Raw genomic sequence first — 25,513 nt, 5'->3', positions numbered from 1 at the left:
GCCGGCGCAGCCAGCGCGGCCGGCGCACCCCGCCGTGCTCAGTGCGTGAAGGCGTACCCGATCAGGGCCATCGTCACGATGAAGCCCGCCAGGTAGTTGATCCAGAGGAACCGCTTCCACCCGGCGTTCGCCGCCTCGGCCCCGTCGTCCGTGACGTTCCACCACGGCAGCACGTTGAGCGCGTACGGCACGACGACGACCGCGGCGATCGGCCCCGGGAACGCCGAGAACAGCAACGCCACCCCGGCGACCAGGTAGGCCACGAACGCCAGTCGGACGGTCGCGCGGGCACCGATGACGGTCGCCACCGACCCGATCCCGCCGGCCCGGTCGGCCAGGACGTCCTGGACGGCACCGAACGCGTGCGAGGCGACGCCCCACAGGAAGAACGCCACGCACACCGCGACGAGTTCGCGGGTCCACCCGGGCCCGGCGAGCGCGAGCCCGTAGACGGCCGGGGACACGAAGTGCGTCGACGAGGTCAGTGAGTCGAGGAACGGCTTCTCCTTGAACCGCAGTCCCGGTGCCGAGTAGGCGACGACGGCGAACACGCTGACCGCGAGCACGAGCCACGTCCACGGCCCGTTCCCGCTCGCAGCGCTGAGCAGCACGAGCGCGACGAGGAACGGCACGTTGGTCACGGCCACGGCCCACAGGGTGGCGCGGTGCACGCTCCGGTCGAGCAGTGCGCCCTCGACACCGCCCTTGCGCGGGTTGCGCAGATCGGACTCGTAGTCGAAGACGTCGTTGATGCCGTACATCGCGAGGTTGTACGGCACGAGGAAGTACACGACCCCGACGAGGAACGCGGCGAGCGAGGACCCGCCGCCCCCGTCGACGCCGACCCCGCTGCCGAGCAGGTAGGCGGCACCGAACGGGTACGCGGTGTTCACCCAGCTGATCGGCCGGGAGGACACGAACAGGGCGCGGAGCGTCGACGGCCTGGAGGCGCGACTGACGGTCATGGGCTCTCCTCCGGGGTGCGGGACGGCTGGGTCGGGCGTTCCGACCGTACCGGTCGGTCGAGCAGGACCCAGCAGCTCGGCAGCAGCAGGACGGCGCCGATCGAGTACGCGAGGTCCTCCACCGGGAACAGACCGACGCGGGCCCCCAGCACGAGCGCCTGGTCGTAGGCGACGATGCCGAGCCCCACGATGACGTTGTTGAACACGCACGTCATGACGAGCAGTGCGATCCCCGCGACGACGGCGCTGGTGACGCCGGTCCGGCGAGGACGAGGAGGAGCGGGCGCCGGGCCCGGGTCGGCGGTCGTGGCGCCACGCACCCGGCGGGCGGACACGACCCCGGCCAGGACCGCGACGAGCGTCGCGAGTCCGAGGAACGGCACCGCGAGCAGCGCGTACGTCGTCGACTCGTTCACGAGGCCTCCCGGCCTCGACGCGCAGCGGCACCGTCCGCAGCGGCACCGTCGTCCGCGGTGTCGCCGGCAGCGGCGGCGCGGCGCCCGGCCAGCCTCCCGACCACCGGACGCACCGCGCCGAACAGGTCCATCGTCGTCCAGCACAGCAGCACCAGGAAGAAGAGCTCCTCGAGCGGGACGTCCGGGGCCAGGAGCACGCCGGTGAGCAGCCCGTCCGCGCCGATGAAGAAGATGCCGAGGTGGACACCGGCGACGTCCCACAGCATGAAGAACACCAGCCCGATGACCATCACGAGCGCAGCCCGCAGCGGTGCGCGCCAGAAGAACAGCCGGTGGCGGGCGTCGAGCACCGCGATCCCGGCGATCGAGACGAGCAGGCCGGCCAGGTACGACCCCGGCATCAGCCCGTCGTCCGTACCGGCGGTGCGTCGGCGTGCCGCGGGAGCGGGGTCGGCAGCGGCTCGGTCGAGGTGTCGCCGTGGATGCGCTTCAGCAGGACCTCGGCGCTGATGAGGCACATCGGCAGACCGATCCCCGGGATCGTCGAGGCACCGACGTAGTAGAGCCCGTCGACCTTGGTCGAGGCGTTCTTCTCGCGGAAGAACGCGCTCTGGGCCAGTGTGTGCGCCGGGCCGAGCATCGAGCCGTTCCAGGCGTTGAGGTCGTCGGCGAAGTCCTGCGGGCCGATCGTGCGGCGGACACGGATCCGGTCGCGGAGGTCCGGCACCCCGGCGCGCTCGGCGATGACGTCGATCGCACGGTCGGCGATCGCCTCGACCTGGGCGTCACCGGCGCCGTCGATGCCGCCCTTGCCGATCGAGACGTCGGCGGGCAGCGGCACGAGGACGAACAGGTTGCTCTGCCCCTCGGGCGCGACCGAGTCGTCGGTGATCGAGGGGGCGCAGACGTAGATCGACGCGGGGTCCGGCACGTGCCGGTCCTTGCCGAAGATGGCGCCGAAGTTCGCCTTCCAGTCCTCGGTGAACACCAGCGTGTGGTGCAGCAGCCCGGGGACGGGGCCGTCGACGCCGAGGTAGACGAGCACCGCCGAGGGGCCCGGGTCGCGCTTGGCCCAGTGCCGGGCGTCGTGGGTGCGGTGCTCCTGCTCGAGGAGCTCCATCTCGGTGTGCCGGAGGTCGGCGGCGCTCACCACGAGGTCGGCGCGCTCGACGTGCTCCGCGCCGTCCTGGTCGCGCCAGGCGACACCGGTGGCATGGCCGTCCTCCACGAGGATCCGGGAGACGGTCGCCCCGGTGGTGACGGCGGCTCCCTCGGCGAGCGCGACCCGCTCGACGGCGGCGATGACCTGCGTGATGCCGCCCTTCGGGTAGAGCACCCCGTCGGCCAGGTCGAGGTGGCTCATCAGGTGGTACATGCTCGGCGCCGCGTACGGGCTCGTGCCGAGGAACACCGCCGGGTAGCCGAGGACCTGCCACAACCGGTGGTCCTTCACCGCGGTGGACGCGAACGAGGACAGCGGCTGGACGAGCAGTCGGGCGAGCTTGCCCAGCCGCTTGAGGACGTCTGGGGCGGCGAGTTCCGTGAGGTCCTGGAACGTGCCGTAGAGGAACCGGCGCACGGCCATGTCGTACGTGTCGGCCGCCGAGTCGAGGTACTCCGCCATCCGCGCGCCGGCTCCGGGCTCGATGGACTCGAAGAGCGCGATGTTCTCCTCGCGCGAGGCGCGCAGGTCGATCGGCTCGTCGTACCCCTCGGTGTACACGCGGTAGCCGGGGTCGAGGACGTCGAGGTCGAGCTGCTCGTCGGCGCTGGTGCCGAGCAGCTGGAAGAAGTGGTCGAACACCTCGGGCATGAGGTACCAGCTCGGCCCCGTGTCGAAACGGAAGCCGTCCTGCTCCCACGTGCCGGCGCGACCGCCGAGCTGGGTGCGCTGCTCGAGGACGGTCACGGCGAAGCCGTCCCGGGCGAGCAGGGCGGCGGCCGCCAGCCCGCTGATCCCGCCGCCGATGACGACGGCGCGACGGACCGGGACGGTCCGGCGGGTGGACGCTGCGGCCGTTGCGGTGGCCGGTGCTGCCGTGGCCGGTGCATCGGTCGGACGGGAGGCGCGGGTCGGGCTCATGACGAGCCTCCAGTCTGGAGGGTGGTGACGGTGCGCGCGGGCAGGGTGCCGCGGCGGCTGAGGACGCGGGCGGCGAGTCGCGCCTTCACGGGGTTCGGGACCCGGACCCGCGAGGTGACCAGCCGGTCCGCCGGGGTGGCGGCGATGCGGTCGTTGAGCTCCTGGAACAGGGCGTGCGCGAGGGCGACCGCGGGGCGGGCGTCCCTCGGCAGCAGCGGGACGGTGACGGCGGCGCGGTCGAGGTCGGCCTGCACGTCGGCGACGAGCCGGTCCTTCGTGGCCTCGTCGAAGGTGCGGACGTCGACGCCCGGGAAGTACGAGCGCCCGAGGACCTCGAAGTCGGCGTGCAGGTCACGGAGGAAGTTGACCTTCTGGAACGCGGCGCCGAGTGCCCGGGCGCCGTCGACGAGCACGGCGTCGTCGAACGTCGGCCGTCCGGCGCGGTACACGAAGGCGCGGAGGCACATCAGCCCGACGACCTCGGCCGAGCCGTACACGTAGGCGTCGAACGAGGTCTGGTCGTGCTCGGTCTGCTCGAGGTCCATCCGCATCGACGCGAAGAACGGCCGGGTGAGTCCGCTGCCGAACCCGACGGTCCGGGCGGTCCGTGCGAAGGCGTGCACGACCGGGTTCACCGAGAACCCGCGGGCCATGGCACGCTCGGTGTCGGTCTCGAGCTCGTCGAGGACCGTCCGGGCCAGGACCGGGTCGAGGCCGGCCTCGGTCGCCGGTCCGTCCACGACCTCGTCGGCGACCCGGACCAGGGCGTAGACGTTCCGGATGTGCTCACGGGTGTCCTTCGTGAGCAGGCGGCTGGCGAGCCCGAAGGACGTGGAGTACCGACTGATGACGACGCTCGAGGCGGCCTCGGCGGTGGCGTCGTACAGCGGGAGTCGGTGCGGGGTGGTGCTCGCGCTCACCGGACGCGCTCCACGAGTTCGGTGACGAGTCCCTCGAGCCGGGCGCCGAGCTCGTACGGCAGGCCGGCGAGTTCGGCGCGGGCCAGGGCGGTGTGGTCGCGGACCCGGTCGAGGGCGGCGTCCCGGGCGCCGCACTCCACGAGCAGGTCGCGGAGGCCGGCCGCGCGTTCCTCCGTCAGGTCCGGGTCGCCGAGGTAGGGGGCGAGGTCCGGCCAGCAGTCGGTGGTGGCGGCGTGGGCGATCAGCATGGTGCGCTTGCCCTCGCGGAGGTCCCCGATCGCGGTCTTGCCGGTCGAGCCCTCGTTGCCGAAGACCCCGAGGAGGTCGTCGACGATCTGGTAGGCGATGCCGATCTCCCGCCCGAAGGCGCCGAGCGAGGCGACGACGGGCTCGGGTGCGCCGGCGAGCACCGCCCCGGACTGCAGTGGCGCCTCGAAGCTGTAGACACTCGTCTTCGCGCGCTCCATCTGCAGGACCTCGTCGACGGTCGGCATGACGCCGAGGGCGAGGTCGACGTCCGCCATCTCACCGGCGGCGCTGGCGAAGACCGCGTCGTCGAACAGGTCGAGCAGGCGCGACCGGCGTTCCCCGGTGACGCCGCTGGCCTCGATGAAGCGCGGGGCGGCTGCGAGGGCGAGGTCGCCGGCGATCACGGCGGCACTCGTCCCACGGTGCTCGGCCGTCGGCAGCGGCAGGCCGCCGGTCGTCGCGGTGTCGCGGAAGGACCCGGCCACGTTCGGTCGGCCACGACGTGACCAGTCGCGGTCGATCACGTCGTCGTGCACGACGAGGGCCGTGTGCAGCAGCTCGTAGGCGGCGGCGACCTGCGACGCAGCGTGCACGTCGTCACCCCCGAGCGCGGTGTACGAGGTGAGGACCATGCGCGGCCGGAACCGCTTCCCGCCCATGCTCGCCCTGCGCAGCACGCGCCAGAGTTCCTCCGACGGCCGGCCGAAGGCCTGGGCTCGGGCGCTCGACACCGTGAAGAAGCGCTCCAGGCACTCATCCACCAGCGCGAGGTCGATGTGCGCCACGGTGGCCGCTTCCTCGGTCATTGGCCTAATCTATCGAGGCAGATGAGCCTTTTCCCGGAAACCGTGGTGCTGCTGGCCGACGATCGTACCCCGATCGGTACGGCCGACAAGTTCACGGTGCACACAGACCAGACGCCCCTCCACCTCGCCTTCAGCTGCCACGTCCAGAACGCGGCGGGCGACCTCCTCGTGACCCGACGCGCCCTCGTCAAGAAGACGTGGCCGGGCGTGTGGACCAACTCGTTCTGCGGGCACCCCGGCCCGGACGAGTCCTTCGAGGACGCCATCGCCCGCCGTGCCGACCGTGAGCTCGGCCTCACCGTGCACAGCGTCGAGATGGTCCTGCCCGACTTCCGCTACCGCGCGGTCGACGCCTCCGGGATCGTCGAGAACGAGGTCTGCCCGGTGTTCCGGGCGGTGGCCGACGGCGACCCGCAGCCCGCCGCCGACGAGGTGTCCGAGTGGGTGTGGCTGTCCGAGGACAAGCTCCGCGCCGCCGTCACGAACGCCCCCTTCGCGTTCAGCCCCTGGCTCGGCTGGCAGCTCGCCGAACTGCCGCTCGACGCCCTCGCCGGTCGGGGGTAGGTTGGCCGACGGCCCTGCGCAGCGCACGGGCCGACGGACTGACGAAGGGCAGGTGAGGCGCGATGTCGGGTGACCATCACCGCACGGGCCGGCCGTCCCTCGTGGTCCGTGCCGCGCCCGTGTCCTGATCTCCCCTGCCGCCGGGTCGTCCCCGGCAGGCGTCGCGCCCGCTCGCCCTCCCGACCGAGGGAGCAGAGCATGGCACTCATCGACAACGCGGTGTACGTCGACGGCCGACGGGTGGCGTCGCAGCAGAGTCTGACGCTCGGCACGAGTGGCGACCTGTCGTGGATCGGGCTGCTCCGCCCGGACCCGCACGAGCTCGCTGCCGTCGCGGACGAATTCGGCCTGCACGAGAACGCCGTCGAAGACGCCCAGAAGGGCCACCAGCGGGCGAAGCTCGAGCGGTACGGCGACACCCTCTTCGTGGTGCTGCGGCCGGCCTGGTACCGGCAGGACTCCGGCACGGTCGAGTTCGGCGAGGTGCACCTGTTCGTCGGCGCCCGCTTCGTCGTGAGCGTGCGGCACGCCGAGCGCCCAGACCTGGCCTCGCTCCGCGCCCGGTGCGAGGCGGACCCGGAGTTCCTGGCGAAGGGGTCCGAGGCGGTCACCGCGGCGGTGCTCGACGAGGTCGTCGACGGCTACGCGCCCGTCGTCGAGGTGCTGCAGGACGAGATCGACGAGATCGAGGACCAGCTGTTCGCCGGACAGGTCGACCCCGGGGTGTCGAAGCGGATCTACCAGCTGCTCAGCGAGGTCCTGGCCTTCCAGCGGGCGACGAAGCCGGTGCCGGCGATGGTGCGCGGGCTCCTGCGCGGAGCCGAGAAGTACGGCGTGGACGACGACGTGCAGCACCGGCTGCGGAACGTGCTCGACCACGCCCTGCGGGTCACCGAGCGGGTCGACTCGTTCCGGGCCCTGCTCGAGAACGCACTGACGTTGCACGCCACCCTGGTGTCGCAGGAGCAGAACGAGGCGATGCGCCGGATGACGAGCGCGAGCCTGGCGCAGGGCGAGGAGAGCCGGCAGCTGGCCCGGGCGGCGCACCAGCAGGGCGAGGAGGTGAAGAAGATCTCGTCGTGGGCCGCGATCCTCTTCGCCCCCGGTCTCATCGCGGGCGTCTACGGCATGAACTTCGACCACATGCCGGAGCTGCACTGGCGGTACGGGTACCCGGTGGCGATCCTCGCGATGCTCGCGCTGGCCGGGGTCCTCTGGGTGGTGTTCCGGAAGCGCAACTGGCTGTAGCCGTCGGCGGCGCCGGACGGGAGGCCCGTGGCGGCTCGCCACGTGCCTCCCGTCCGACGTCCTGGCGGCCCCCTCAGGTGGCGCGCATCCGGGAGCCGTGCATAATGATCTGGCTCGGGATGTGAACGTGCACATGGGCGTGCCGCTGACCCGAGCTGGGAGAGAGCAGCAATGGCGACCACGCGGGCACAGCAGCCGCGGTCCCCCAGCATCCGCGACGTCGCGCGGGTCGCGGGCGTCTCGCACCAGACCGTCTCGCGGGTGCTCAACAACTCGGACGCGATCCGGGCCGAGACCCGTGACCGGGTCCTCGCCGCCATGGAGGAGCTGCAGTACCGGCCGAACCGGGCCGCGCGCGCACTGGTGACGAGCAGGACGCGCACCATCGGCGTCCTCACAGCACAGCGGTCGCACTACGGCCCGACCGTCACCCTGCAGGCGATCGAGGACGCCGCCGTCCTCCGCGGGTACTCGGTGACGACCGCGAACATCGCGGACCCGACGGACGCCGCGGTGCGGGACGGGCTCGGGCACCTCCTCGACCAGGACGTCGAGGGCATCGTCGTGATCGCGCCGCAGCAGCGGGTGTTCGACCTCATCGAGGAGCTCGGCGTGCGGACCCCGTACGTCACCATGCGGTCGAGCGTCGGCGAGGACCCGACGGCACTCTGGATCGACCAGATGGAGGGTGCGCGCCTGGCGACGGCCCACCTGCTCGACCTCGGCCACGAGTACGTCCGGCACATCGCCGGGCCGCAGGACTGGATCGAGGCGGACGCCCGCATGCAGGGCTTCCTCCGCGAGATGTCCGACCGCGACATGCCCGTGCAGCCGCCCATCCTCGGGGACTGGACGGCCGACTTCGGCTACCACGCCGGCCGCGAACTGCTGCGGTGGCGGGACTGCACCGCCGTGTTCTGCTCGAACGACGCCATGGCGCTCGGCGTCATGCACGCGGCACGGTCCTACGGGCTGGACGTCCCCGGCGACCTGTCCGTGGTCGGGTACGACGACATCCCCGAGGCGAAGCACTTCTGGCCGCCGCTGACCACCGTGCAGGTCGACTTCGCCGAGCTCGGGCGGCGGAGCGTCGACATCCTGCTGCCGAGCGGTGACGACCTGCTGCGGCCGGTCGACATCGTCCCGCAGCTCGTCGTCCGCGGGTCGACCGGGGCGCCACGCAGCCGCTGAACCGGTCGGTCTGTCCCCAGCCCGAGGGGCGCACCGTCCGCTGCGCGCGGATGTTGCGCGGGGCGTTACCGAAACGGGACCGATCCGAATTGACAGCCCTGCCGAGCGTGTGCGTAGGATTACCTCCGTTCCTCGATGTGACCGTTCACATCGGCCGTCACACGAGGGACACCGGACGCGACAACGAAGTCCGCACGCACCCTCGTGCCCTTCGGATGCCGCAGCTGTTCCACCGAAGGACTGCCGCATCGCAGCGGCAGAAGGAGATGCACCGTGGCGTCAACCCCACAGGGTCACGACCCGATCGCAACCGGGCTCGAGACCCGATCGATCACCGCTCCCGAGACGATCCTCGAGATGCGTTCCATCACCAAGGAGTTCCCTGGTGTGAAGGCGCTCTCCGACGTCTCGCTGAGCGTCCGCGCCGGCGAGATCCACGCGATCTGCGGCGAGAACGGCGCTGGCAAGTCCACGCTGATGAAGGTGCTGTCGGGCGTGTACCCGTACGGCACGTACGAGGGCGAGATCGTCTACGAGGGCGAGGAAGTCCGCTTCTCGAACATCAAGCAGTCCGAGCAGGCCGGCATCGTCATCATCCACCAGGAGCTGGCGCTGATCCCGGAGCTCTCCATCACGGAGAACCTGTTCCTCGGCAACGAGCCGGGCCGCTTCGGTCGCATCGACTGGACCGCTGCCCAGCTCCGCGCGCAGGACCTGCTCGCCCGCGTCGGCCTGGCCGACGACCCGGACACGCAGATCAAGAACATCGGTGTCGGCAAGCAGCAGCTGGTGGAGATCGCCAAGGCCCTGCACAAGGACGTCAAGCTCCTCATCCTCGACGAGCCGACCGCCGCGCTGAACGAGAACGACTCCCAGCACCTCCTCGACCTCATCGTCGGGTTGAAGGCCAAGGGCATCTCGAGCATCATCATCAGCCACAAGCTCAACGAGATCGAGCAGATCGCCGACGAGATCACGATCATCCGCGACGGCAAGACCATCGAGACGCTCAACGTCAAGGCGGACGGCGTCAACGAGGACCGGATCATCCGCGGCATGGTCGGCCGTTCGCTCGAGTCGCGCTTCCCGGACCGCACGCCGAAGATCGGCGAGACGTTCTTCGAGGTCCGCAACTGGACCGTGCAGCACCCGCTCGACTCGTCGCGCCTGGTCTGCAAGGGCTCGAACTTCCACGTCCGCAAGGGCGAGATCGTCGGCTTCGCCGGCCTGATGGGCGCCGGCCGCACCGAGCTCGCGATGAGCCTGTTCGGTCGCTCCTACGGCACCTGGCTCGACGGCCAGATCATCAAGGACGGCCGCGAGATCAAGGTCACGAACGTCCAGCAGGCGATCGACAACGGCCTCGGCTACGTCTCGGAGGACCGCAAGGCCCTCGGCCTCAACCTGCTCGACACCGTCAAGCGCTCGACGGTCGCCGCCGACCTGCGGAAGATCTCGAAGGGCGGGGTCGTCGACTCCCTCGAGGAGTACTCGGTCGCCGAGAAGTACCGGAAGATGCTCCGCACGAAGGTGCCCTCGGTCGAGGACAACGTCGGCAAGCTCTCCGGCGGCAACCAGCAGAAGGTCGTCCTGTCGAAGTGGATGTTCACCGACCCCGACCTGCTCATCCTCGACGAGCCGACCCGCGGCATCGACGTCGGTGCGAAGTTCGAGATCTACGGGATCATCCAGCAGCTCGCGGCCGAGGGGAAGGGCATCATCCTCATCTCGTCCGAGCTCCCCGAACTCCTCGGTCTCTCCGACCGGATCTACACCATCTTCGAGGGCCAGATCACCGCTGACCTCCCGGCCGACCAGGCCGATCCAGAAACGCTCATGCGCAGCATGACGTCCGCGCGGAAGGGCGCCACCGTCTCATGAACAACCTGAAGCTGCTCTTCGGCAAGGGCAACAGCATCGGCCAGTACGGCATGGTCATCGCGCTCATCGCGATCCTGATCTTCTTCTCGATCACGACGAACGGGCTCATCCTCGAGCCCACCAACGTGATCAACCTGTTCCTGCAGTACTCCTACATCCTCATCCTCGCGCTGGGGATGGTCATGGTGATCATCGCCGGCCACATCGACCTGTCCGTCGGATCGGTCGCGGCGGTCGTCGGCATCGTCGTGGCGCAGTCCATGGCGGTCTGGAACTTCCCGGTCTGGGCCGCGATCATCCTCGGCCTCGCCGTCGGTGCCCTCATCGGCGCCTGGCAGGGCTTCTGGGTGGCGTTCGTCAAGGTCCCGGCCTTCATCGTGACCCTCGCCGGTCAGCTCATCTTCCGTGGTGCGAACCAGATCATCGGTTCGTCGACCTCGGTCCCCGTCCCGGAGGAGTACACGCCGATCGGCGCCGGCTTCCTCGGTGACTTCGGCCCCGACTTCGGCTTCAGCAACGGCACCCTCCTGATCGGGCTCGCCACGATCATCGCGCTCATCGTCATCGAGGCCCGTGGCCGCGCCCGTCGCAAGAAGATGCACGCCGAGGTCCCGCCGCTGTGGGTCTCGATCGTCCGCACGGGCATCCTGGTCGCCGTCACGCTCTTCGCCACCTACCTGTTCGCCGCCGGCCCGGTCGGCACCTCGGTCCCGATCGTCGCGATCATCCTCGGTGTCCTGACCATCGTCTACGGCTTCGTCACCAAGAACACGATCTTCGGCCGCCAGGTCTACGCCGTCGGTGGCAACGCCAACGCCGCGGTCCTGTCCGGTGTCTCCGCGAAGAAGGTCAACTTCTTCGTCATGATGAACATGTCCGTCCTCGCCGCGATCGCCGGCATGGTCTTCGTCGGCTACTCGGGTGCCTCGGGCCCCGCGGACGGCACCGGTTGGGAGCTCGACGCGATCGCCGCCGTGTTCGTCGGTGGTGCCGCCGTCGCCGGTGGTGTCGGCACGATCTCCGGCTCGATCATCGGTGGTCTCGTCATGGCGCTGCTGTCCAACGGTCTGCAGCTCATGGGCCTCGAGTCGAACAAGGTGCAGATCATCCGTGGTCTGGTCCTGCTCGTCGCCGTCGCCTTCGACGTCTACTCGAAGTCGCAGGGCCGTCCGTCGCTGATCGGCGGCATGATGCGGCAGTTCCAGCGCAAGGACACCGAAGAGAACACGATCGGCGCGCAGCAGCCGCGCTCAATCGAGGACCAGCCTGACAAGGTCACCCTCCCCTAGCTCGGCACTCCCGGCGGTCGGGTGACCGACCGACGGGACACCCGGTACGACCCATCCACCACAGCGGGGCTCCGGCCCCACCTCCTCAACGAAGAGAAAGCAATCACATGCGCAAGAAGATCGTCGCCGGCGTCAGCCTGGCGCTCATCGCGGGCCTCGCCCTCAGCGGCTGCTCGGCTCGTGGCAACACGGAGGCCGGCGACTCGGGCTCCGGCTCGACCTCGACCATCAAGAAGGGCGACCTCATCGGCGTCGCCCTGCCGGCCAAGACCTCGCAGAACTGGGTCCTCGCGGGCGCCGCGTTCAAGAAGTCGATCGAGGAAGCCGGCTTCAAGGCCGACATCCAGTACGCCAACGCCGGCAGCCCGGTCCCGGACCAGCAGTCGCAGATCTCGGGCATGGTCACCAAGGGTGCCAAGGCCGTCATCATCGGCGCCGCCGACGGTTCGCAGCTCGGCTCGCAGGTGAAGGCCGCCAAGGCTGCCGGTGCCACCGTCATCGCCTGGGACCGCAACATCCTGAACACCGAGAACGTCGACTACTACGTCGCGTTCAACAACTTCAAGGTCGGCCAGCTCCAGGCGCAGGCGCTCCTCCAGGGCCTCGAGGAGAAGAAGGGCGACAAGCCGTACAACGTCGAGCTCTTCGCCGGTTCCGCGGACGACGCCAACGCCACCGTGTTCTTCAACGGTGCGATGGACGTCCTGCAGCCGAAGATCGACGACGGCACGCTCAAGGTCACCTCGGGTCAGACCACGTTCGCCAAGGTGAACACGCAGGGCTGGCTCGCGCAGAAGGCCCAGTCGCGCATGACGGACCTCCTGGCGCAGTACTACACGGGTGACACCGAGCTGGACGGCGTCCTCTCGCCGAACGACACGCTCGCCCGTGCGATCCTCACCGCGACCAAGGCCGCCGGCAAGGACAACCCCGTCGTGACTGGTCAGGACTCCGAGACCGCGTCGATCCCGCTCATCATGCAGGGCACGCAGTACTCGACCATCTACAAGAACACCACCGACGAGGCCCAGGCCGCGATCGACCTGGTGTCCGACCTGGCCGCCGGCAAGGAGCCGAAGACCGTCGAGGACAAGAACAACGACAACGGCAAGAAGATCGTCCCCACCGTCGAGCTGACCCCGGTCCTCGTCACGAAGGACAACGCCGTCGAGGCCTACAAGAACGACGCGACGCTCTCCGAGCTCGCCAAGAAGGGCTGAGCCTCCCCGGTTCCAGCAGAAGGGCCCCGTTGCGACCGCGACGGGGCCCTTCCTCGTTCCGGCCGCGCTTCCGTGCGCCGGCCTGGAGGCCCGCCCCCGCGCCTCCAGGCCGGTCCGGCTCGGTGCGCCCGTGCGCCGGTAGCGTGTCCCCGTGGCCGAGGGTGAGGTGATGGAGGTGCGGGCGGTCCTCGCGCTCCTCGAACCGGTGTTCCGCGAGATGCTCCGCGCGGACGAGCTGCGCTCGACCCGCTTCCACCTCGCCCCCATCGACGATCCGTGCGGGCACGCCCTCCAGCCGGACGACCTGGTCGAGACGAACAGCGCGGTGGTGTGGTGGCGGATCGTCGGCGAGCGCGGAGCGTCCGGCGGGCTCCGGCTCGACGACGGGCCCGAGATGACGGCCCGCTGCGTGCAGAGTGACCTGCAGGACTTCATCGCCGAGAGCCGCTTCGGCTGGGGCGAGTTGCGGGGCCCGCACGGCCTCCCCTGACTGCTCGCCAGCCTATGTACCGGCGTTGGAGTGGAGCTCCGCACCTCGGGCCTCCAGGACAGGGCCGGTCCGACGTCGGTCGCGTCGGTCAGCGCACCGCGAGCAGCGCCCCGTGCGGGCGCGGGCGGGGCGTCCCGGCTGTCCGGGTGTGGAGCTCGACGACCGTGAACCCGGCGGCGCGGACCTCGTCCGCCAGCGTGTCCGGCGGCCAGCGGTACGCGGTCGTCACCGCGTGGTCGAACGGCTCCACGCGCTCCCCGGTGAAGAAACCCACGAGCAGCCCGCCACCAGGCCGGAGGACCCGCGCGGCCTCGGACAACGGCCGACCGATGCCCCCCGGGTCGTGGTGGACGAGCGAATACCAGGCGAGCACGCCGGCGAAGTGCTCCTCCTCGACCGGGAGCTCGTCGACGCTGCCGACGACGTACCGAGCGCCGGGGTGGGTCCGACGGGCGTGCTCGACGAAGGCCGGTACCTGGTCCAGTCCGACGACGTCGAGCCCGCGCTCGGCGAGGTGGCCGCTCCAGTGCCCGGGGCCGCACCCGGCGTCGAGGACCGGGCCACCGAGTCCGGCCGCCCACGTGGTGACGAGGTGGACGTCGGCGGGGTGCACCGAGGCCATCGTCCCGAGCTGGCCGATGTAGTCAGCCGCGCGACGCCCGTAGGCATCCCGGACGGGGCCGCCGTCGCCCTCCGGACCGGTCGGCGTGGACGGTCGCGCCGCGGCGTCTCTGGGCACCCGTCTCACCCTGCGTACTCGGGGTCGGCGGCCGGGTCGTACCGCGCTCCCGCTGCCGCGGAGAACAGCTGTGCGTCAGGATGCTCGGCCTGCCACATCGCGTCCACGTCAGTGAGTTCGGCTGCGCCACAGCGAGCGTCTGCTTGCGTCCCTTCGGCGGCGATGCCGATGGCGAACACGACGGGCTGCTCGGGGCCGAGGACGACCGGATGCCCGGATGCCCGCATGCAGCCGACGTAGCGGTCCCAGGCCGCGACGTACTCGGGGCGGGTGACGACACCGTCCTCGACCGCGGCCTGCTGCTCCGGTGACGGGCCAGGCACGGGATCAGGCCGTGCCCACGCGGCCCAGACCGTCATCGAGCCGTCGTGGTCGATGCGGACGGAGGGCCGCTTCTTCGTCTCGACCGGCACCGTGACCGACGTCCCGCAGGCCGCGGTCGTCGGACCGCCACCGGTGACGGTGACCGTCACCGACCCGTCCGGCGCACACTGGAGGCCGATCGCGACGGCGGCAGCACCGGGGGGTCGAGGCGGCAGCGTCACCGAGGTCGGCCCGTCTGCGACCCGCACGACCGGGCTCCCGATCAGGGTCACGTCACCGGCGGACCCCGTCTGGACCAGCATCGCCGCGTCCTCGGGCGAGAGCGACCGTTGGAGCAGTCCGGTCCCGACCAGCGCCCCGGCGGTGAGCGAACCCGCCACCACGAACGCGCCGATGCTGATGACGGGGACGGTCCAGCGGCGACGCCGCCCGGACCGCTCGACGCGGTCGACGAGCACGGCGCGGAGGGCACGGTCTCGGGAGGTCGTGGTCATCGTGGTCCTCCGGTGGTGGTCGCTGATGGGATCGGGGGCGTCGTCTGCTCGGTGAACTGCGCGCCGAGGCGCTTCCGGGCGCGGGAGAGGCGGGACTTGACGGTCCCGACCGGGACGCCGAGGACCTCGGCGGCCTCGGCCTCGCGGTGCCCGGCGACGACGCAGAGCGCGAGGACCTGCTGGTCGGCCGGGGAGAGCCTCCGGAACGCGGCGACGGCAGCGCCGTCGTCGTGACGATCGGCCGGGTCCGGGGCGTGTTCGGCGGGCGGGAGCGTGGCGAGGAGGCGCCGGTACCGCATCGTGGTCCGGGTCGCGTTCCGTGCGACGTTCGTCGCGGTGACGAGCAGCCAGGGCAGCAGGTCGCCGTCGACGAGCCGGGCGCTCCGCCGACGCCGCCAGGCTTCGAGGAAGACGACGGCCACGACGTCGTCGACGTCCACCTCGGGCGGCACCAACCGGAGCGCGTGCCGGTGCACCCGGTCGCGGTGCCGGTCGAAGACGCGGCCGTAGGCCTCGCCGTCACCGCGGCCCGCGGCCGCCCAGTCCTCGGCGTCGTCGCCGCTCCCGTTGCTCATGTCCTGGAGTGTCCGGCACCGACGAGATGGTTCCACCCAGTCGGCAGCTGGGCCGAGCTGGCCTCAGTCGCGCCGCTGCATCGCCGACAGGCGCTCGTTGTACGCGTCGAGCTCTGCGTCGCCGTCCCGCTCGGCCTGGCGGTCCTTGCGCTTGGCGGTGCGCTCGTCCGACCGCACCCAGTTCCGGACGACGATGAGCACGACGAACACCATCGGCAGCTCGGAGGCACCCCAGGCGATGCCGCCGCCGGTGTGCTGGTCGTCGAGCAGGGCCGCGTCGTTCGTCTGCCCGAGGGCGTGGAACCAGTCGATCGCGTACACCGACTGCGAGGTCATCACCGCGACGCCGAAGAACGCGTGGAAGGCCAGGGTGGCGAGCAGGGCGATGATGAGGATCGGGTACTGCGGCCGCTGCGGCCCCGGGTCGATGCCGACGAACACCCAGAAGAACAGGTACCCGCTCAGGACGAAGTGCACGATCATCACGATGTGCCACTCGTGGGACTGCATGGCGTACTCGAACGCCGGGGTGAAGTAGAACACGACGAGGGACCCGGCGAAGACGACGCCGGCGACCGCGGGCTTGGCGAGGAACTGCATCCACCGCGAGTGCACGAACAGCATGAGCCACTCGCGGGCGCCGCGGGAGCCGTCGTTGCGCACCGGCAGGGTGCGCAACGCGAGGAGCACCGGGCCGCCGAGCACGAGCGGCAGCGGGACGAACATCATGAGCAGCATGTGCTGCACCATGTGCGACGAGAAGTGGATCATGCCGTAGACGGCCGGACCCCCGGAGGTCGTCCAGATGAACACGGCGCAGCCGACGAGCCAGGCGATGGTCCTGCCGACCGGCCACGAGTCGCCGCGCTGCTTGAGCTTGCGGACGCTCCACAGGTACCAACCGGCGCCGACCAGGGCGAGCGCGAGCCACATCCAGTCGATGTGCCAGTGCGACAGGTAGGTCTGCATGGTCTGCTCGGGCGGGTACGGGTACCCGATGAGCCCGGAGCGGGTGTCGGCTCCGGTCTCCGGCGTCTGCGGGATCGGCGGCTGGCTGCGGGCGACGGCGACGGAGACGCCGATCGCGACGGCCATGAAGACGATCTCGGCCAGGGCGAAGCGCACGAAGAGCCGGCGGTCGGTCGGCGCGCGGAGCAGCCCGGGCACGAGCTTGCGGCGCTGCAGGACCCCGGCGACGCCGAGGAGCACGAGGATCACGGCCTTCGTCGTGATGAGCCAGCCGTACGGCGTCGTGACCAGGTCGAGCGGCCCGGTCAGCCGGAGCTGCGCGTTGACGACGCCGGAGAACGCGACCGCGGCGAACGCCCAGCCGGCGAGCGTGGAGTACCGGGCGACGACGCGTCCGGTGGCGCCCTTCGTCCGCGTCCGCAGGAGCACGACGGCGACGAGCCCACCGGCCCAGACGCACACGCCGACCAGGTGCACGGCGAGCGAGTTGACGGCGTTCGCATGCTCGAGGGACCCGGCGGCGTGGCCGGAGAGCGCGAGGGGCAGCAGCGCGAACAGCGACGCGACCGTGGCGACGGCGAGGGTGGTGGCCCTGGTGGCGAACGCGGCGACGACGGTCGCGATGAGCACCGCTGCGGCGGAGACGACGAGCGACTGTCCGATCTCGACCTGGAACGCGAAGAGCATGAAGTTGCGGGCGAAGACCGGGCTCGTCAGCGGGACGCCGAGTGTGTTCGCGCCGGTCAGCACGATGCCCGCGACGGCGGCGAGGAACCACACCGACCCGGACACCGCCGCCCACCGCGCTGCCCGGTGCTGCACGGACGACATCGCGCCGTGGTCGGCCTTCTGTGCCGGCAGCGCGAACGCGGCGACGATGAGCAGACCGATCGTCAGCGCGGCGACCCCGTCGTGCACACCACGGGCTGCGACGAGGCCGAACTGCACGGTGTCACCGGCGGAGACGAGCTGCTGGTTCGCGGTGAACGCCCCGGTGATCGTCATCCCCAGGACCGCGCACGCCACGACGAGCGGCAGCGCGATCACGAGGACGGTCGCGACGGTGGACGTGCGCGTGGTGACGGGCGCGGTGTCCGGTGCCGGGCCTCCTGGTCGGGAGGCGGAGTCCGGACGATCTGCCGCGTCCGGGTGGGGCTGGGGTGACGTGACGGCCATACCTGTCTCGGGTCGGTTCCGTCCGCGGTCCGCGGACCCTCCATCGTAGGCGCGCGGGTCTGGACGCGCGAGGGCAGGTTGCTGGGCGGTGTCCCCGACTGCCGTCCGTAGCGTGGGGGACGTGACTCCAGGACAGCGCGACGACGACCAGGACCGGTTCGACCAACTGCTCCGCGCGGTCGGCGAGGTCCTCGATCCGGAGCTCGACGTCCTCGACGCGATGAGCCGAGCGGTCGACGCCTGCGTGCGCACCACCGCGGCGACCGAGGCCGGCATCGTGCTGGCCGACCGCGAGGGTGTGCTGCACGTCATCGCCTCGTCGAGCGAACGGAGCATCGACGCGGAGGAGGCGCAGCTCGGCACCGAGGAAGGCTCCTGCATCGACTGCGTCCGGACCGGCAGGACGGTCGACGTGCCCGACGTGTCGACGCGCGCGTCCGAGTGGCCGACGTTCGCCACCACGATGCGCGAGCGCGGACTGGTCGGGACGTTCGCCGAACCCGTTCGCCTTCGGACCGCGACGATCGGCTCACTGTGCGTGTTCGCCGACCACGACCATGGTCACGACGACCGCGACGTCGTCGCGATCCAGCTCTTGGCGGACGCGGCCTCCGCCGCCCTGGTCCGGCAGCGTGACCCGGACCGCCTGCGCACGCTCCACGACCAGGTCGCGGACGCCCTGGAGGCGCGGGTGACGATCGAGCAGGCCAAGGGCGCCCTCGCCTACCGCCGCGGCGTCGAGATCGACGAGGCCTTCCGCGTCCTGCGCGACGGCGCACGACGGTCAGGGCGCGGACTCCGGGCCGCCGCCGAGGACGTCGTCCGCAGCGGCGGCGACCTGCTCGACGCCTCCTGACGTCGCGCCTCCTGACGGCGACGGGCCGACGGCCGACCCGTCAGATCGTGATGGTCCGCGCCACGACCTGCCGAGCTGTGTCGGCGAGCTGCAGCTGGTGCGAGCGCGCGTAGGAGCGGAGCAGGCGGAAGGCCTCGTCCATCTCGACCGCGTGCGTCTGCGCCAGAACGCCCTTGGCCTGCTCGATGACGACCCGGCTGTCCAGCGCCCGCTGCAGCTGCGACCGGGCGACGGTGGCCTGCTCGAGCACCCGCTGCTGCAGGATGCTGATCGTCGCGACGTCCGTCAGGGCCTGGGCGGCGACGACGTCGTCCTCGTTCAGGACGCCCGGGTGCTCGCGGTACAGGTTCATCGAGCCGAGGGTCTCGTTCCGCAGGCGGAGCGGGATGGCGTGCACGGAGGCGTACCCGGAGGACGCCGACGCCTCGGCGAACCGCGGCCACCGCGCGTGCAACTCGTCGACGCTGCCGACCGAGACGACCTGGCCGGAGCGGTACGCCTCGATGCAGGGGCCCTCGCCGGCGTCGATCTGCATGATCCCGACCAGGTTGCTCCGCTCGCTCGTCGACGCGACGAGTTCGAGTTCGTCGGTCGGTGTTGCGAGCATGATGCCTGCCGCGCTGACGTCGAACAGTTCGGCGGCCTTGCCGACCAGGAGTTCGAGCAGTTCGATGACGTCGTAGTCGTCGACCAGGGTGTCGGCGAGGGTGACGAACGCCTCGACGAGGCCGTGCTCTCTGCTCTGCGCCATCAGCGTTCCTCTTCCTGTGCTGAGTCGGTGGTGCCCGGGTCGCGGAAGTCGATACGGCGTTCGATGACGCCTTCCGCGATCGCGTGCAACGGCTGCCCGTCCGCGAACGCCCGCGCGCGCAGGACGAGCAGTGCCTCGTCCGGTGTGAGCCCGAGCTGGGCGATGACCATCCCGGTGGCCTGGTGCACGTGCCGACCGGAAGGCTGGGACACCGAGACCGACGGCGGGGTACGACCGTCCTCGACGTCTCGCGTCGCCGAGGACAGGACCCGGAGCGCCGCCAGCCGGGCGAGCAGTGCCGCTTCGCCGAGCTGGCCGGCGGCGAGGGGGTCGGTGTCGAACCGGTACAGGGTCACGGCACCGAGGTCGAAGGTCCCGACGGACAAGGGGAACGACAGCAGGCCCGCCCAGCCGGTCTCGCGCAGGGCCGACCTCGCGGACGGCCATTCGTCACCGCCCGTGGTCAGGTCGTAGACCAGGACCGGGGACCGTCGGCGCAGCGCCGACCAACCAGGCCCTTCGCCGAGGAGCACCTGCTGCTCGTCGGACTCCGCGGACTTCGGGTCGGTCGCGGTGATCACGGAGCTGCCGAAGGGCGGCCCGAGCGTCGACAACGCCGCACCGCTGATGGGCAGGACGTCGACGAACGCGGTCGCGATCGCGTCGTCGTCACCGCTCTGCAGCCGGCGGGCCGCGTCGTGGAACGCGCTCACGGCCGTGCGCGCGACGGGCAGCGCGGGCCGTGGAGGGCGGTCGTCATGGTGGTCATCAGCGCTCCTGCTGGACGGTGCTGCAGCGCGGGGGCTGGGTGCTGAAGCGGATGCGTTCAGCCTAGTCGCGCGGACTCCGCCCACTCGGAGGTCCGTGCAGGTACCGTCCTTCCTGGTAGCCCCAGACCCCGGCCACTCGTTCACTCGCATCCCTGCGAAGAGCTGGAGTCCTCGTGCGCCTTCTACACTCCCACGACCGCGTCGTCCGTCGTGCTCGTCTCCCCCGTCGCGCACGCAACGTGCTCGGCATCCGGGTCCCGCGTTTCACCGGTCCCGCCGGTTCCGTTCCCTCCGGCTGCGGCGCGACCCTGCACGGCCACCGCTGTCAGCGCGCCCTGGCGCACCGCGGGATGCACGTCGTCGAGGTCGGTGACGTCCGCCTGCGCTGGGACGACCGCACGCCGCCGACGGACGGCTGGGTCCTCGACGCGTTCGACTCCTGAGGCTCCGGCCCCACGGTCGGCCGACGTCGCCGCGGGCAACAGCGCGACTAGGCTGCCACCGTGCTGCTCTCCGACCGTGACATCACCGCTCAGCTCGACCAGGGCCGGATCGGCCTCGACCCGTACGACGCCTCGCTCGTGCAGCCGTCGAGCATCGACGTGCGGCTCGACAAGTACTTCCGGTTGTTCGACAACCACAAGTACCCGCACATCGACCCCGCCGAGGACCAGCCCGAGCTCACCCGCCTGGTCGAGACCGACCCGGACGAGGCCTTCGTCCTGCATCCGGGCGAGTTCGTGCTCGGGTCCACGTTCGAGGTGGTCTCACTGCCGGACGACATCGCGGCGCGACTCGAGGGCAAGAGCTCGCTCGGTCGCCTCGGACTCCTCACGCACTCGACCGCCGGCTTCATCGACCCGGGCTTCTCCGGGCACGTGACCCTGGAGCTGTCGAACGTCGCGACCCTGCCCATCAAGCTGTGGCCCGGGATGAAGATCGGGCAGCTCTGCTTCTTCCAGCTGTCGAGCCCGGCCGAGAAGCCGTACGGGTCCGCCGAGTACCAGTCGCGGTACCAGGGGCAACGTGGTCCGACGCCGTCCCGTTCGGCGCTGAACTTCCACCGGGCGGACGTCGCGCGCCAGGGGTGACCCGCTGCTGACACCGCGCTCCGGGCGCAGCCAGCTGGTCCCTGCGATGCCTGATGTCTGTGATACGGAATACAAAATCCTGTGTAGCGTGGTGATCATGCCGCCAGGACAGCGCCGTGCATCACCGGCGACACTCTCCGCCGCCGCCATCATCCGCGAGGCACGGCTGCGCGCCGACCTGACACAGGTCCAGCTCGCCGCCCGCGCCGGTGTCACGCAGAGTGTCATCAGCACGTACGAGAACGGGCGTCGGGAGCCCTCCCTCGCTGCCCTGCAACGGCTCTTGCTCGCAGCGGGGTTCCGGACCGCCATCGACCTGCAACCCGTGGCGCAACCGGCGCCGCTCCGCGAACTCGTCGCGCGACACCGTGACGAACTGCTCACGGTCCTGCACCGGCACGGCGCCGTCGACGTCCGGCAGCTCCTCGACGTCAGCGGGCGGACCCGGGCCGACGACTGGCTCGCGGACATCGAACTCGTCGTGGACCTCGCGCCCGGGGCCGGGATCTTCTCGCTCATGCGGATGCAGGACGAGTCCGAGCGGATGCTCGGCGTCCGGGTCGACGTCCTCGCCGCCGACGCACTGCCCGACGACGTCCTCGAGCGGGCGGTCCCGCTGTGAGCGGCTCGACGGAGCAACGGCTGGACGACCTGATCGCGGCGTGCACCCGGATCGAGGAGTACATCGCCGACCCGGCGGTGCCCGAGGCGGTCGTGCTCGACGCCGTCCGGATGCGCCTCGTCGACATCGCGTCGTCGGCCCGGCAGTTGCCGCCGACGATGACCGCGGCGGAACCGACCATCCCCTGGTCGCAGGTGTCGGCGCTCGGCGAACGGCTGACGGGACGGCACGGCGAGACCCCGGCGTCGCTCCTGCTCCGCACCGCCCGGACCGATGTGCCCGTGCTGCGCGATGCCGCCATCCGGATGCGCGCCCGGTGCCCGGGACCGGGACGGTGACCGGGTGCCCGTGTCCGTCAGTCCCCGTGCACGATGCACACCGCATCGAGGTCGAGCGATGCCTCGAGCGCCGCACTCACCCCGGCCTCACCGTCCGCGTTGTTCGGGGTGACGGCATCGACCCACCACAGCGGGACGGACATCGCCGGGGCGTCCGGCAGGAGTCGGGTGACCTCGTCGAGACCATCGACCCGTCGGACCCCGAGCACCGTGATGACCGGGTGGGTGGCGTCGCGACAGACCTGCACCATGGGGCCGTCGTCGAGCGCCCGGACTCCCCAGGCGTCGTCGTGCAGCAGCAGCGCCTCGGCCACGTCGCGGACCTGTACCTCGGCGCGGCAGAGCAGGGTCACCTCACGCGGCACCCTGCGACCCCTGCCCGCCGTGCTGCATCGCGTGCGGTCCGAGGGCACCGTCGTCGTGGGCCGGGTCGAGGGGCGCACCGCCGACGAGCTGCAGGAAGCGGTCCTCGTCGATCCGGTCGAGGAACGACTCGAGTGCGACCCAGCCGTCCTCGAAGCGGACGACGAGCCCCTCACCGACCTCGCCCGCGAAGGTCTCGGTCGTGGTGCGGACCGGCGGCCATTCGCCGCGACGGTCCAGGAAACGGGTGGCCTCGGGGCCGACGATCACCGCGAGCGGCTCCGGCTCACCGTACGAGACCGCGCGGACCAGGTGGTCGGCGTCCCCGCGGCGCTGCATGACGACGCCGAACACCGGCTCGACGTCGCTCGCGACCCGGTGCACGGCGTCCAGCAGACGACCGGCGAGCCCGGGGTCCGTTCCACCCTCGGGCACCGTGAGCACCGCGGACATCGTCTCGACGACGACCCCATCGGTCAGGTGCGCCGTCATCGTGGCGGAGATGCCGTCGCCGACCGCGTACGAGGTGCTGATGCCCGGTGACTCGTGCTTCGCGTACTGCGTGACGACCCAGCGGTCCCAGCTCGAGTTGAGCGGTTCCGAGGTGCCCCAGCGGGTCGGGCAGGTGCCCACGGTCGCGCAGAGCGCCTCGATCGCGGAACCGATGTCGACCGACCGCTCGTCGTGGTGGCGCAGGGTGAGGTCGATGCTGATCTGCCGGACGGAACCCACGGCCTCCGGATGCTCCGGCGACGGCTCGCCGAGCAGTTCCGGTCCGTGCTCGACGAAGTCATCGATGCCGGCGGCGGGCACACCGGTGCGACCGTCCCGCAGCTCGCCGTCCGGCCCGCGGACAGCCCATGCGGCACCGTGCGCGCCGAGCGCGTGCCGGAGGGCGGGCGTGAGTGCAGCCTCCGGTCCGGTCCGCAGGACGACGGTCCGACCGGCACCGGACGCGCGACGCAGGAGCGAGTCGAGGGACTCGGTGAGCCACACCACGGGTGCGCTGGAATCCACCACGATGGCCGGTCCGACCACGTCGTCGATGAGGGGATGCCTGACCATCCGGTTCCTCCTCGGGTCGGTCCTGCTGGCGCTGCCTTGATCCCCCTGGACGGTACACACACGGTCCCGGACTGTCCGTCGGGAACGGCGGCTCACAGCGGAGAGACAGGGGCGGCCGGGAGGCCCGGTGCAGGCCCGCCCCGCGGCTCGCTGGAGCGCTCGGCTGGCATCCGGCGGATCATCCGCTAGGCTGGTGCGGTCCCGTTCGACGGGATGCGCGAGTGTAGTTCAATGGTAGAACTCCAGCTTCCCAAGCTGGTAGCGCGGGTTCGATTCCCGTCACTCGCTCCGTTTCTCGACCGGTGTCGCTGCTCAGCGCGGTCGTTCTTCTCTCGATTCAGCTGAGGCTCACCCCCTCCCCCGCTGGCTTCCGAGCGGAACCGCTCCCTGTTGACTCTCGGGACGTACGAACTCCATGCCGAGGCCAGGGCGACGGGGGATGTCCGAGCATCTTCGGTGTGACCGGAGTCTCGCCGAGGCGGCGACCGACGACCGTCACCGGACGGTCTGCTGCACGCTCTTCCGTCGGTCGAGCTCGGCGAGCATCGTCTCCGTCTTCCGGAGCACTCGTGGAGTGGTGACAGCGGTGCCGATGAACACGGCGAGGAAGAAGACCGCACCGATCCAGAACAGCGGCTGACCGGTGACCGCGAGCCAGATGGCGAGGGCGGTCATAGGCAGGTACAGCAGCGGCGCCGCCCAGCGCAGTGGCCGGTACTGCCGCTGATGGTGCTCCACCGCGCGCCGCCACTCGTCCACGTCCACGTCGGCCGGAACGGTGCCGCGGCGGACGGCCCGGCCGAAGTCGGGTCGTCGTGCCACCCCGCCGTACCCGCGTCGTGTCCGCCCGAGCCACAGCCACATCCCGACGCCGTACAGTGCCCCGACCAATGCGGACACGAGCGCTCGAGCTCCGACGCCGAGTTCCGGCGCCGTGACGAACGTGAACGCGAACCACACCGCGGCGAACAGGACCGCCATGATGACTCCGACGATCCACGTCGGCAACTGCTTCGTCCACCCCATGACCGACAGCTTGGCACGACCACCCGGGGCTCTGCCTTGCGTGGAAGAGGCGGAGCGACCGCGGACGGTGTGCGGACCAAGATCCCGCGCAGGAGGTGGCGGGGTGTCCGGCCCCGGTCCTGAGCGCGGTTCCGTTCCTGCCGACGGGCAGAAAAGGCGGAGCCGACTTGATCTCGTGAGTTGCACGACGACCCGTTCGCGCGATGGAGGTGTCGTCGGGCGCAACCGCAGTTCATCTCGCTGCCGCGACTCGGCATGGCAAGGAACCCCTCGGTATCGTCGCTGCACCCAGGCAACGAAGGAGGACTCAACGTGAGTACGCACTCCGCGCTCCGGCGCGCACGACAGGTGGTCGCGGCCACGATGAACCCGACGATCCCGGCGGACCGCTTCGACTGGGTCGGAACCGACGGCACGGTCGACACCGGCCTGCTCCGGAAGACAAAGGAGGCGATCGAGCTCCTCCTCACCGACCGCGCGGTCCTGCATGTCGGACGGATCAGGGAAATGCCGATGGAGGCAGGCGGACGCCAGGAGCTCTCGAGTGCGATCGTCCGCACCGTCTTCGACCGGCTCCCGGCCCGGCGGAGCATCTCCGAGGAGACCTTGAACGCCGCCCTCGCGATGTTCGTCGAGGACGTCGCGCTCGTCCGCCGAGACGCGGTCGACACCGGCGTGGTCACACGCTCGGCAGATGGTTCGTCGTACAGCCTTTCGGCTCCAGAAGCGAAATCCTAAAATTTTGCACTGCAGTTCCGTGCGTCGATAGGTTCTCCTCCATCGATGGCTCGATCGAAGCCATGGATTCATCCAGAGAGAGGAAGAGCACATGAACTCGGACCTGTTCAGCGCCACGGAACGCAACGTGGGGGCCACCCGTCAGGCTGGCGGCTACGGGCCCGGCGTCGCGATCGAGGTCCCGGCGTCGAGCGCCGTGGCTCGGACGACCGACGCTCACTGATTGCTTGCGAGAAGAGCCCCGTGGAGGACCGCGGGGCTCTTCCCGTTCGTGAGGACCGATGAACTCGCTCG

Annotated in this window: 29 protein-coding genes and 1 tRNA gene; 15 read left to right on the top strand and 15 right to left on the bottom strand. The window is 70.8% G+C overall.

Going from position 1 to position 25,513, the window contains the following annotated elements; genetic code table 11:
* Positions 1-38: 38 nt before the first annotated feature.
* Genes DEJ18_RS02075 through DEJ18_RS02050 form a run of 6 tightly spaced genes read right to left on the bottom strand, consistent with a single transcriptional unit; the run spans position 39 to position 5,439 of the window.
* On the bottom strand, positions 39-965 hold the full coding sequence (locus DEJ18_RS02075) for a prenyltransferase (protein ID WP_111209365.1): 927 nt from the start codon (positions 963-965) through the stop codon (positions 39-41).
* A complete protein-coding gene (locus DEJ18_RS02070) occupies positions 962-1,381 on the bottom strand; it encodes a lycopene cyclase domain-containing protein (RefSeq protein WP_111209364.1) in 420 nt (139 codons plus the stop codon). The genes DEJ18_RS02075 and DEJ18_RS02070 overlap by 4 nt, the downstream gene beginning before the upstream one ends.
* Positions 1,378-1,782 (bottom strand): lycopene cyclase domain-containing protein, encoded by a 405-nt coding sequence (locus tag DEJ18_RS02065; protein ID WP_111209363.1) that lies wholly within the window; start codon positions 1,780-1,782, stop codon positions 1,378-1,380. Before DEJ18_RS02065 ends, DEJ18_RS02070 begins: the two co-directional genes overlap by 4 nt.
* The gene (gene crtI, locus DEJ18_RS02060; protein ID WP_181434097.1) at positions 1,782-3,464 is read right to left on the bottom strand and encodes a phytoene desaturase family protein; all 1,683 of its coding nucleotides are present in this window, start codon (positions 3,462-3,464) and stop codon (positions 1,782-1,784) included. Before crtI ends, DEJ18_RS02065 begins: the two co-directional genes overlap by 1 nt.
* Positions 3,461-4,384 carry a phytoene/squalene synthase family protein gene (locus DEJ18_RS02055; protein ID WP_181434096.1) on the bottom strand — a complete coding sequence of 308 codons (924 nt, stop codon included), beginning with the start codon at positions 4,382-4,384 and terminating at the stop codon, positions 3,461-3,463. The genes crtI and DEJ18_RS02055 overlap by 4 nt, the downstream gene beginning before the upstream one ends.
* Positions 4,381-5,439, bottom strand: a complete 1,059-nt coding sequence (locus DEJ18_RS02050; protein WP_181434095.1) for a polyprenyl synthetase family protein — start codon at positions 5,437-5,439, stop codon at positions 4,381-4,383. The genes DEJ18_RS02055 and DEJ18_RS02050 overlap by 4 nt, the downstream gene beginning before the upstream one ends.
* Positions 5,440-5,460: 21 nt before the next feature.
* Between DEJ18_RS02050 and idi the strand changes: the two genes are divergently transcribed.
* The 7 genes from idi to DEJ18_RS02015 all read left to right on the top strand — a co-directional run bounded on the left by idi (position 5,461) and on the right by DEJ18_RS02015 (position 13,322).
* Positions 5,461-6,003 (top strand): isopentenyl-diphosphate Delta-isomerase, encoded by a 543-nt coding sequence (gene idi / locus DEJ18_RS02045; protein ID WP_111081915.1) that lies wholly within the window; start codon positions 5,461-5,463, stop codon positions 6,001-6,003.
* A 198-nt stretch (positions 6,004-6,201) separates the two neighbouring features.
* Positions 6,202-7,251: a magnesium and cobalt transport protein CorA gene (locus DEJ18_RS02040; RefSeq protein WP_111081914.1), complete on the top strand. Its 1,050-nt coding sequence runs from the start codon at positions 6,202-6,204 to the stop codon at positions 7,249-7,251.
* A gap of 171 nt (positions 7,252-7,422) precedes the next feature.
* Positions 7,423-8,442, top strand: coding sequence for a LacI family DNA-binding transcriptional regulator (locus DEJ18_RS02035; protein ID WP_111209362.1), 1,020 nt, complete (start codon positions 7,423-7,425; stop codon positions 8,440-8,442).
* A 357-nt stretch (positions 8,443-8,799) separates the two neighbouring features.
* Positions 8,800-10,323: a multiple monosaccharide ABC transporter ATP-binding protein gene (gene mmsA / locus DEJ18_RS02030; RefSeq protein WP_111209692.1), complete on the top strand. Its 1,524-nt coding sequence runs from the start codon at positions 8,800-8,802 to the stop codon at positions 10,321-10,323.
* On the top strand, positions 10,320-11,612 hold the full coding sequence (mmsB, locus tag DEJ18_RS02025; RefSeq protein WP_111209361.1) for a multiple monosaccharide ABC transporter permease: 1,293 nt from the start codon (positions 10,320-10,322) through the stop codon (positions 11,610-11,612). Before mmsA ends, mmsB begins: the two co-directional genes overlap by 4 nt.
* A 107-nt stretch (positions 11,613-11,719) precedes the next feature.
* On the top strand, positions 11,720-12,832 hold the full coding sequence (locus tag DEJ18_RS02020) for a substrate-binding domain-containing protein (protein WP_111209360.1): 1,113 nt from the start codon (positions 11,720-11,722) through the stop codon (positions 12,830-12,832).
* Positions 12,833-12,983: 151 nt separating this feature from the next.
* Positions 12,984-13,322 carry a hypothetical protein gene (locus DEJ18_RS02015; protein ID WP_111209359.1) on the top strand — a complete coding sequence of 113 codons (339 nt, stop codon included), beginning with the start codon at positions 12,984-12,986 and terminating at the stop codon, positions 13,320-13,322.
* Positions 13,323-13,410: 88 nt separating this feature from the next.
* On the opposite strand, the gene DEJ18_RS02010 is transcribed toward DEJ18_RS02015, so the two are convergent.
* The 4 genes from DEJ18_RS02010 to DEJ18_RS01995 form a co-directional block, all read right to left on the bottom strand.
* Positions 13,411-14,061 (bottom strand): class I SAM-dependent methyltransferase, encoded by a 651-nt coding sequence (locus DEJ18_RS02010; RefSeq protein ID WP_258376820.1) that lies wholly within the window; start codon positions 14,059-14,061, stop codon positions 13,411-13,413.
* Between the two features lie 5 nt (positions 14,062-14,066).
* Positions 14,067-14,879 carry a hypothetical protein gene (locus DEJ18_RS02005; RefSeq protein ID WP_111209358.1) on the bottom strand — a complete coding sequence of 271 codons (813 nt, stop codon included), beginning with the start codon at positions 14,877-14,879 and terminating at the stop codon, positions 14,067-14,069.
* Positions 14,876-15,454, bottom strand: a complete 579-nt coding sequence (locus DEJ18_RS02000) for an RNA polymerase sigma factor (protein WP_111209357.1) — start codon at positions 15,452-15,454, stop codon at positions 14,876-14,878. Before DEJ18_RS02000 ends, DEJ18_RS02005 begins: the two co-directional genes overlap by 4 nt.
* 63 nt (positions 15,455-15,517) lie before the next feature.
* Positions 15,518-17,599, bottom strand: coding sequence for a cytochrome c oxidase assembly protein (locus DEJ18_RS01995; protein WP_111209356.1), 2,082 nt, complete (start codon positions 17,597-17,599; stop codon positions 15,518-15,520).
* 121 nt (positions 17,600-17,720) lie between these two features.
* Between DEJ18_RS01995 and DEJ18_RS01990 the strand changes: the two genes are divergently transcribed.
* On the top strand, positions 17,721-18,455 hold the full coding sequence (locus DEJ18_RS01990) for an ANTAR domain-containing protein (RefSeq protein WP_146241449.1): 735 nt from the start codon (positions 17,721-17,723) through the stop codon (positions 18,453-18,455).
* A gap of 40 nt (positions 18,456-18,495) precedes the next feature.
* Here DEJ18_RS01990 and DEJ18_RS01985 read toward each other — a convergent pair whose 3' ends face one another.
* Together DEJ18_RS01985 and DEJ18_RS01980 are read right to left on the bottom strand one after the other, a co-directional pair.
* A complete protein-coding gene (locus DEJ18_RS01985) occupies positions 18,496-19,206 on the bottom strand; it encodes a GAF and ANTAR domain-containing protein (RefSeq protein WP_111209354.1) in 711 nt (236 codons plus the stop codon).
* The gene (locus DEJ18_RS01980; protein WP_111209353.1) at positions 19,206-19,919 is read right to left on the bottom strand and encodes a GAF and ANTAR domain-containing protein; all 714 of its coding nucleotides are present in this window, start codon (positions 19,917-19,919) and stop codon (positions 19,206-19,208) included. Before DEJ18_RS01980 ends, DEJ18_RS01985 begins: the two co-directional genes overlap by 1 nt.
* A 230-nt stretch (positions 19,920-20,149) precedes the next feature.
* Between DEJ18_RS01980 and DEJ18_RS01975 the strand changes: the two genes are divergently transcribed.
* The 4 genes from DEJ18_RS01975 (at position 20,150) to DEJ18_RS01960 (ending at position 22,027) form a co-directional block, all read left to right on the top strand.
* Positions 20,150-20,419 (top strand): hypothetical protein, encoded by a 270-nt coding sequence (locus tag DEJ18_RS01975; protein WP_146241448.1) that lies wholly within the window; start codon positions 20,150-20,152, stop codon positions 20,417-20,419.
* A 60-nt stretch (positions 20,420-20,479) separates the two neighbouring features.
* A complete protein-coding gene (dcd, locus tag DEJ18_RS01970) occupies positions 20,480-21,067 on the top strand; it encodes a dCTP deaminase (RefSeq protein ID WP_111209351.1) in 588 nt (195 codons plus the stop codon).
* A 97-nt stretch (positions 21,068-21,164) separates the two neighbouring features.
* A complete protein-coding gene (locus DEJ18_RS01965) occupies positions 21,165-21,689 on the top strand; it encodes a helix-turn-helix transcriptional regulator (protein WP_181434094.1) in 525 nt (174 codons plus the stop codon).
* Positions 21,686-22,027 (top strand): HepT-like ribonuclease domain-containing protein, encoded by a 342-nt coding sequence (locus tag DEJ18_RS01960; RefSeq protein ID WP_111209349.1) that lies wholly within the window; start codon positions 21,686-21,688, stop codon positions 22,025-22,027. The genes DEJ18_RS01965 and DEJ18_RS01960 overlap by 4 nt, the downstream gene beginning before the upstream one ends.
* A 17-nt stretch (positions 22,028-22,044) precedes the next feature.
* Here DEJ18_RS01960 and DEJ18_RS01955 read toward each other — a convergent pair whose 3' ends face one another.
* Positions 22,045-22,392, bottom strand: coding sequence for a hypothetical protein (locus tag DEJ18_RS01955; RefSeq protein WP_111209348.1), 348 nt, complete (start codon positions 22,390-22,392; stop codon positions 22,045-22,047).
* The gene (locus DEJ18_RS01950; RefSeq protein ID WP_111209347.1) at positions 22,382-23,455 is read right to left on the bottom strand and encodes a DUF6177 family protein; all 1,074 of its coding nucleotides are present in this window, start codon (positions 23,453-23,455) and stop codon (positions 22,382-22,384) included. The genes DEJ18_RS01955 and DEJ18_RS01950 overlap by 11 nt, the downstream gene beginning before the upstream one ends.
* 217 nt (positions 23,456-23,672) lie before the next feature.
* On the opposite strand from DEJ18_RS01950, the gene DEJ18_RS01945 reads away from it, so the two are divergent.
* A tRNA-Gly gene (locus tag DEJ18_RS01945) sits at positions 23,673-23,743 on the top strand.
* A gap of 207 nt (positions 23,744-23,950) precedes the next feature.
* Here DEJ18_RS01945 and DEJ18_RS01940 read toward each other — a convergent pair.
* Positions 23,951-24,481: a hypothetical protein gene (locus DEJ18_RS01940; RefSeq protein ID WP_111209346.1), complete on the bottom strand. Its 531-nt coding sequence runs from the start codon at positions 24,479-24,481 to the stop codon at positions 23,951-23,953.
* A 312-nt stretch (positions 24,482-24,793) separates the two neighbouring features.
* Between DEJ18_RS01940 and DEJ18_RS01935 the strand changes: the two genes are divergently transcribed.
* Positions 24,794-25,219, top strand: a complete 426-nt coding sequence (locus DEJ18_RS01935; RefSeq protein ID WP_146241447.1) for a DUF2087 domain-containing protein — start codon at positions 24,794-24,796, stop codon at positions 25,217-25,219.
* Positions 25,220-25,310: 91 nt separating this feature from the next.
* A complete protein-coding gene (locus tag DEJ18_RS01930) occupies positions 25,311-25,442 on the top strand; it encodes a hypothetical protein (RefSeq protein WP_258371166.1) in 132 nt (43 codons plus the stop codon).
* The last annotated feature ends 71 nt before the right edge of the window (positions 25,443-25,513 follow it).

Origin of the sequence: Curtobacterium sp. MCSS17_015, assembly GCF_003234265.2 — a bacterium.
In the GTDB taxonomy this organism is placed as follows: Bacteria; Actinomycetota; Actinomycetes; order Actinomycetales; family Microbacteriaceae; genus Curtobacterium.
Note: the sequence above shows the minus strand (reverse complement) of the source record. Positions and strands in the feature narration are given on the sequence as shown.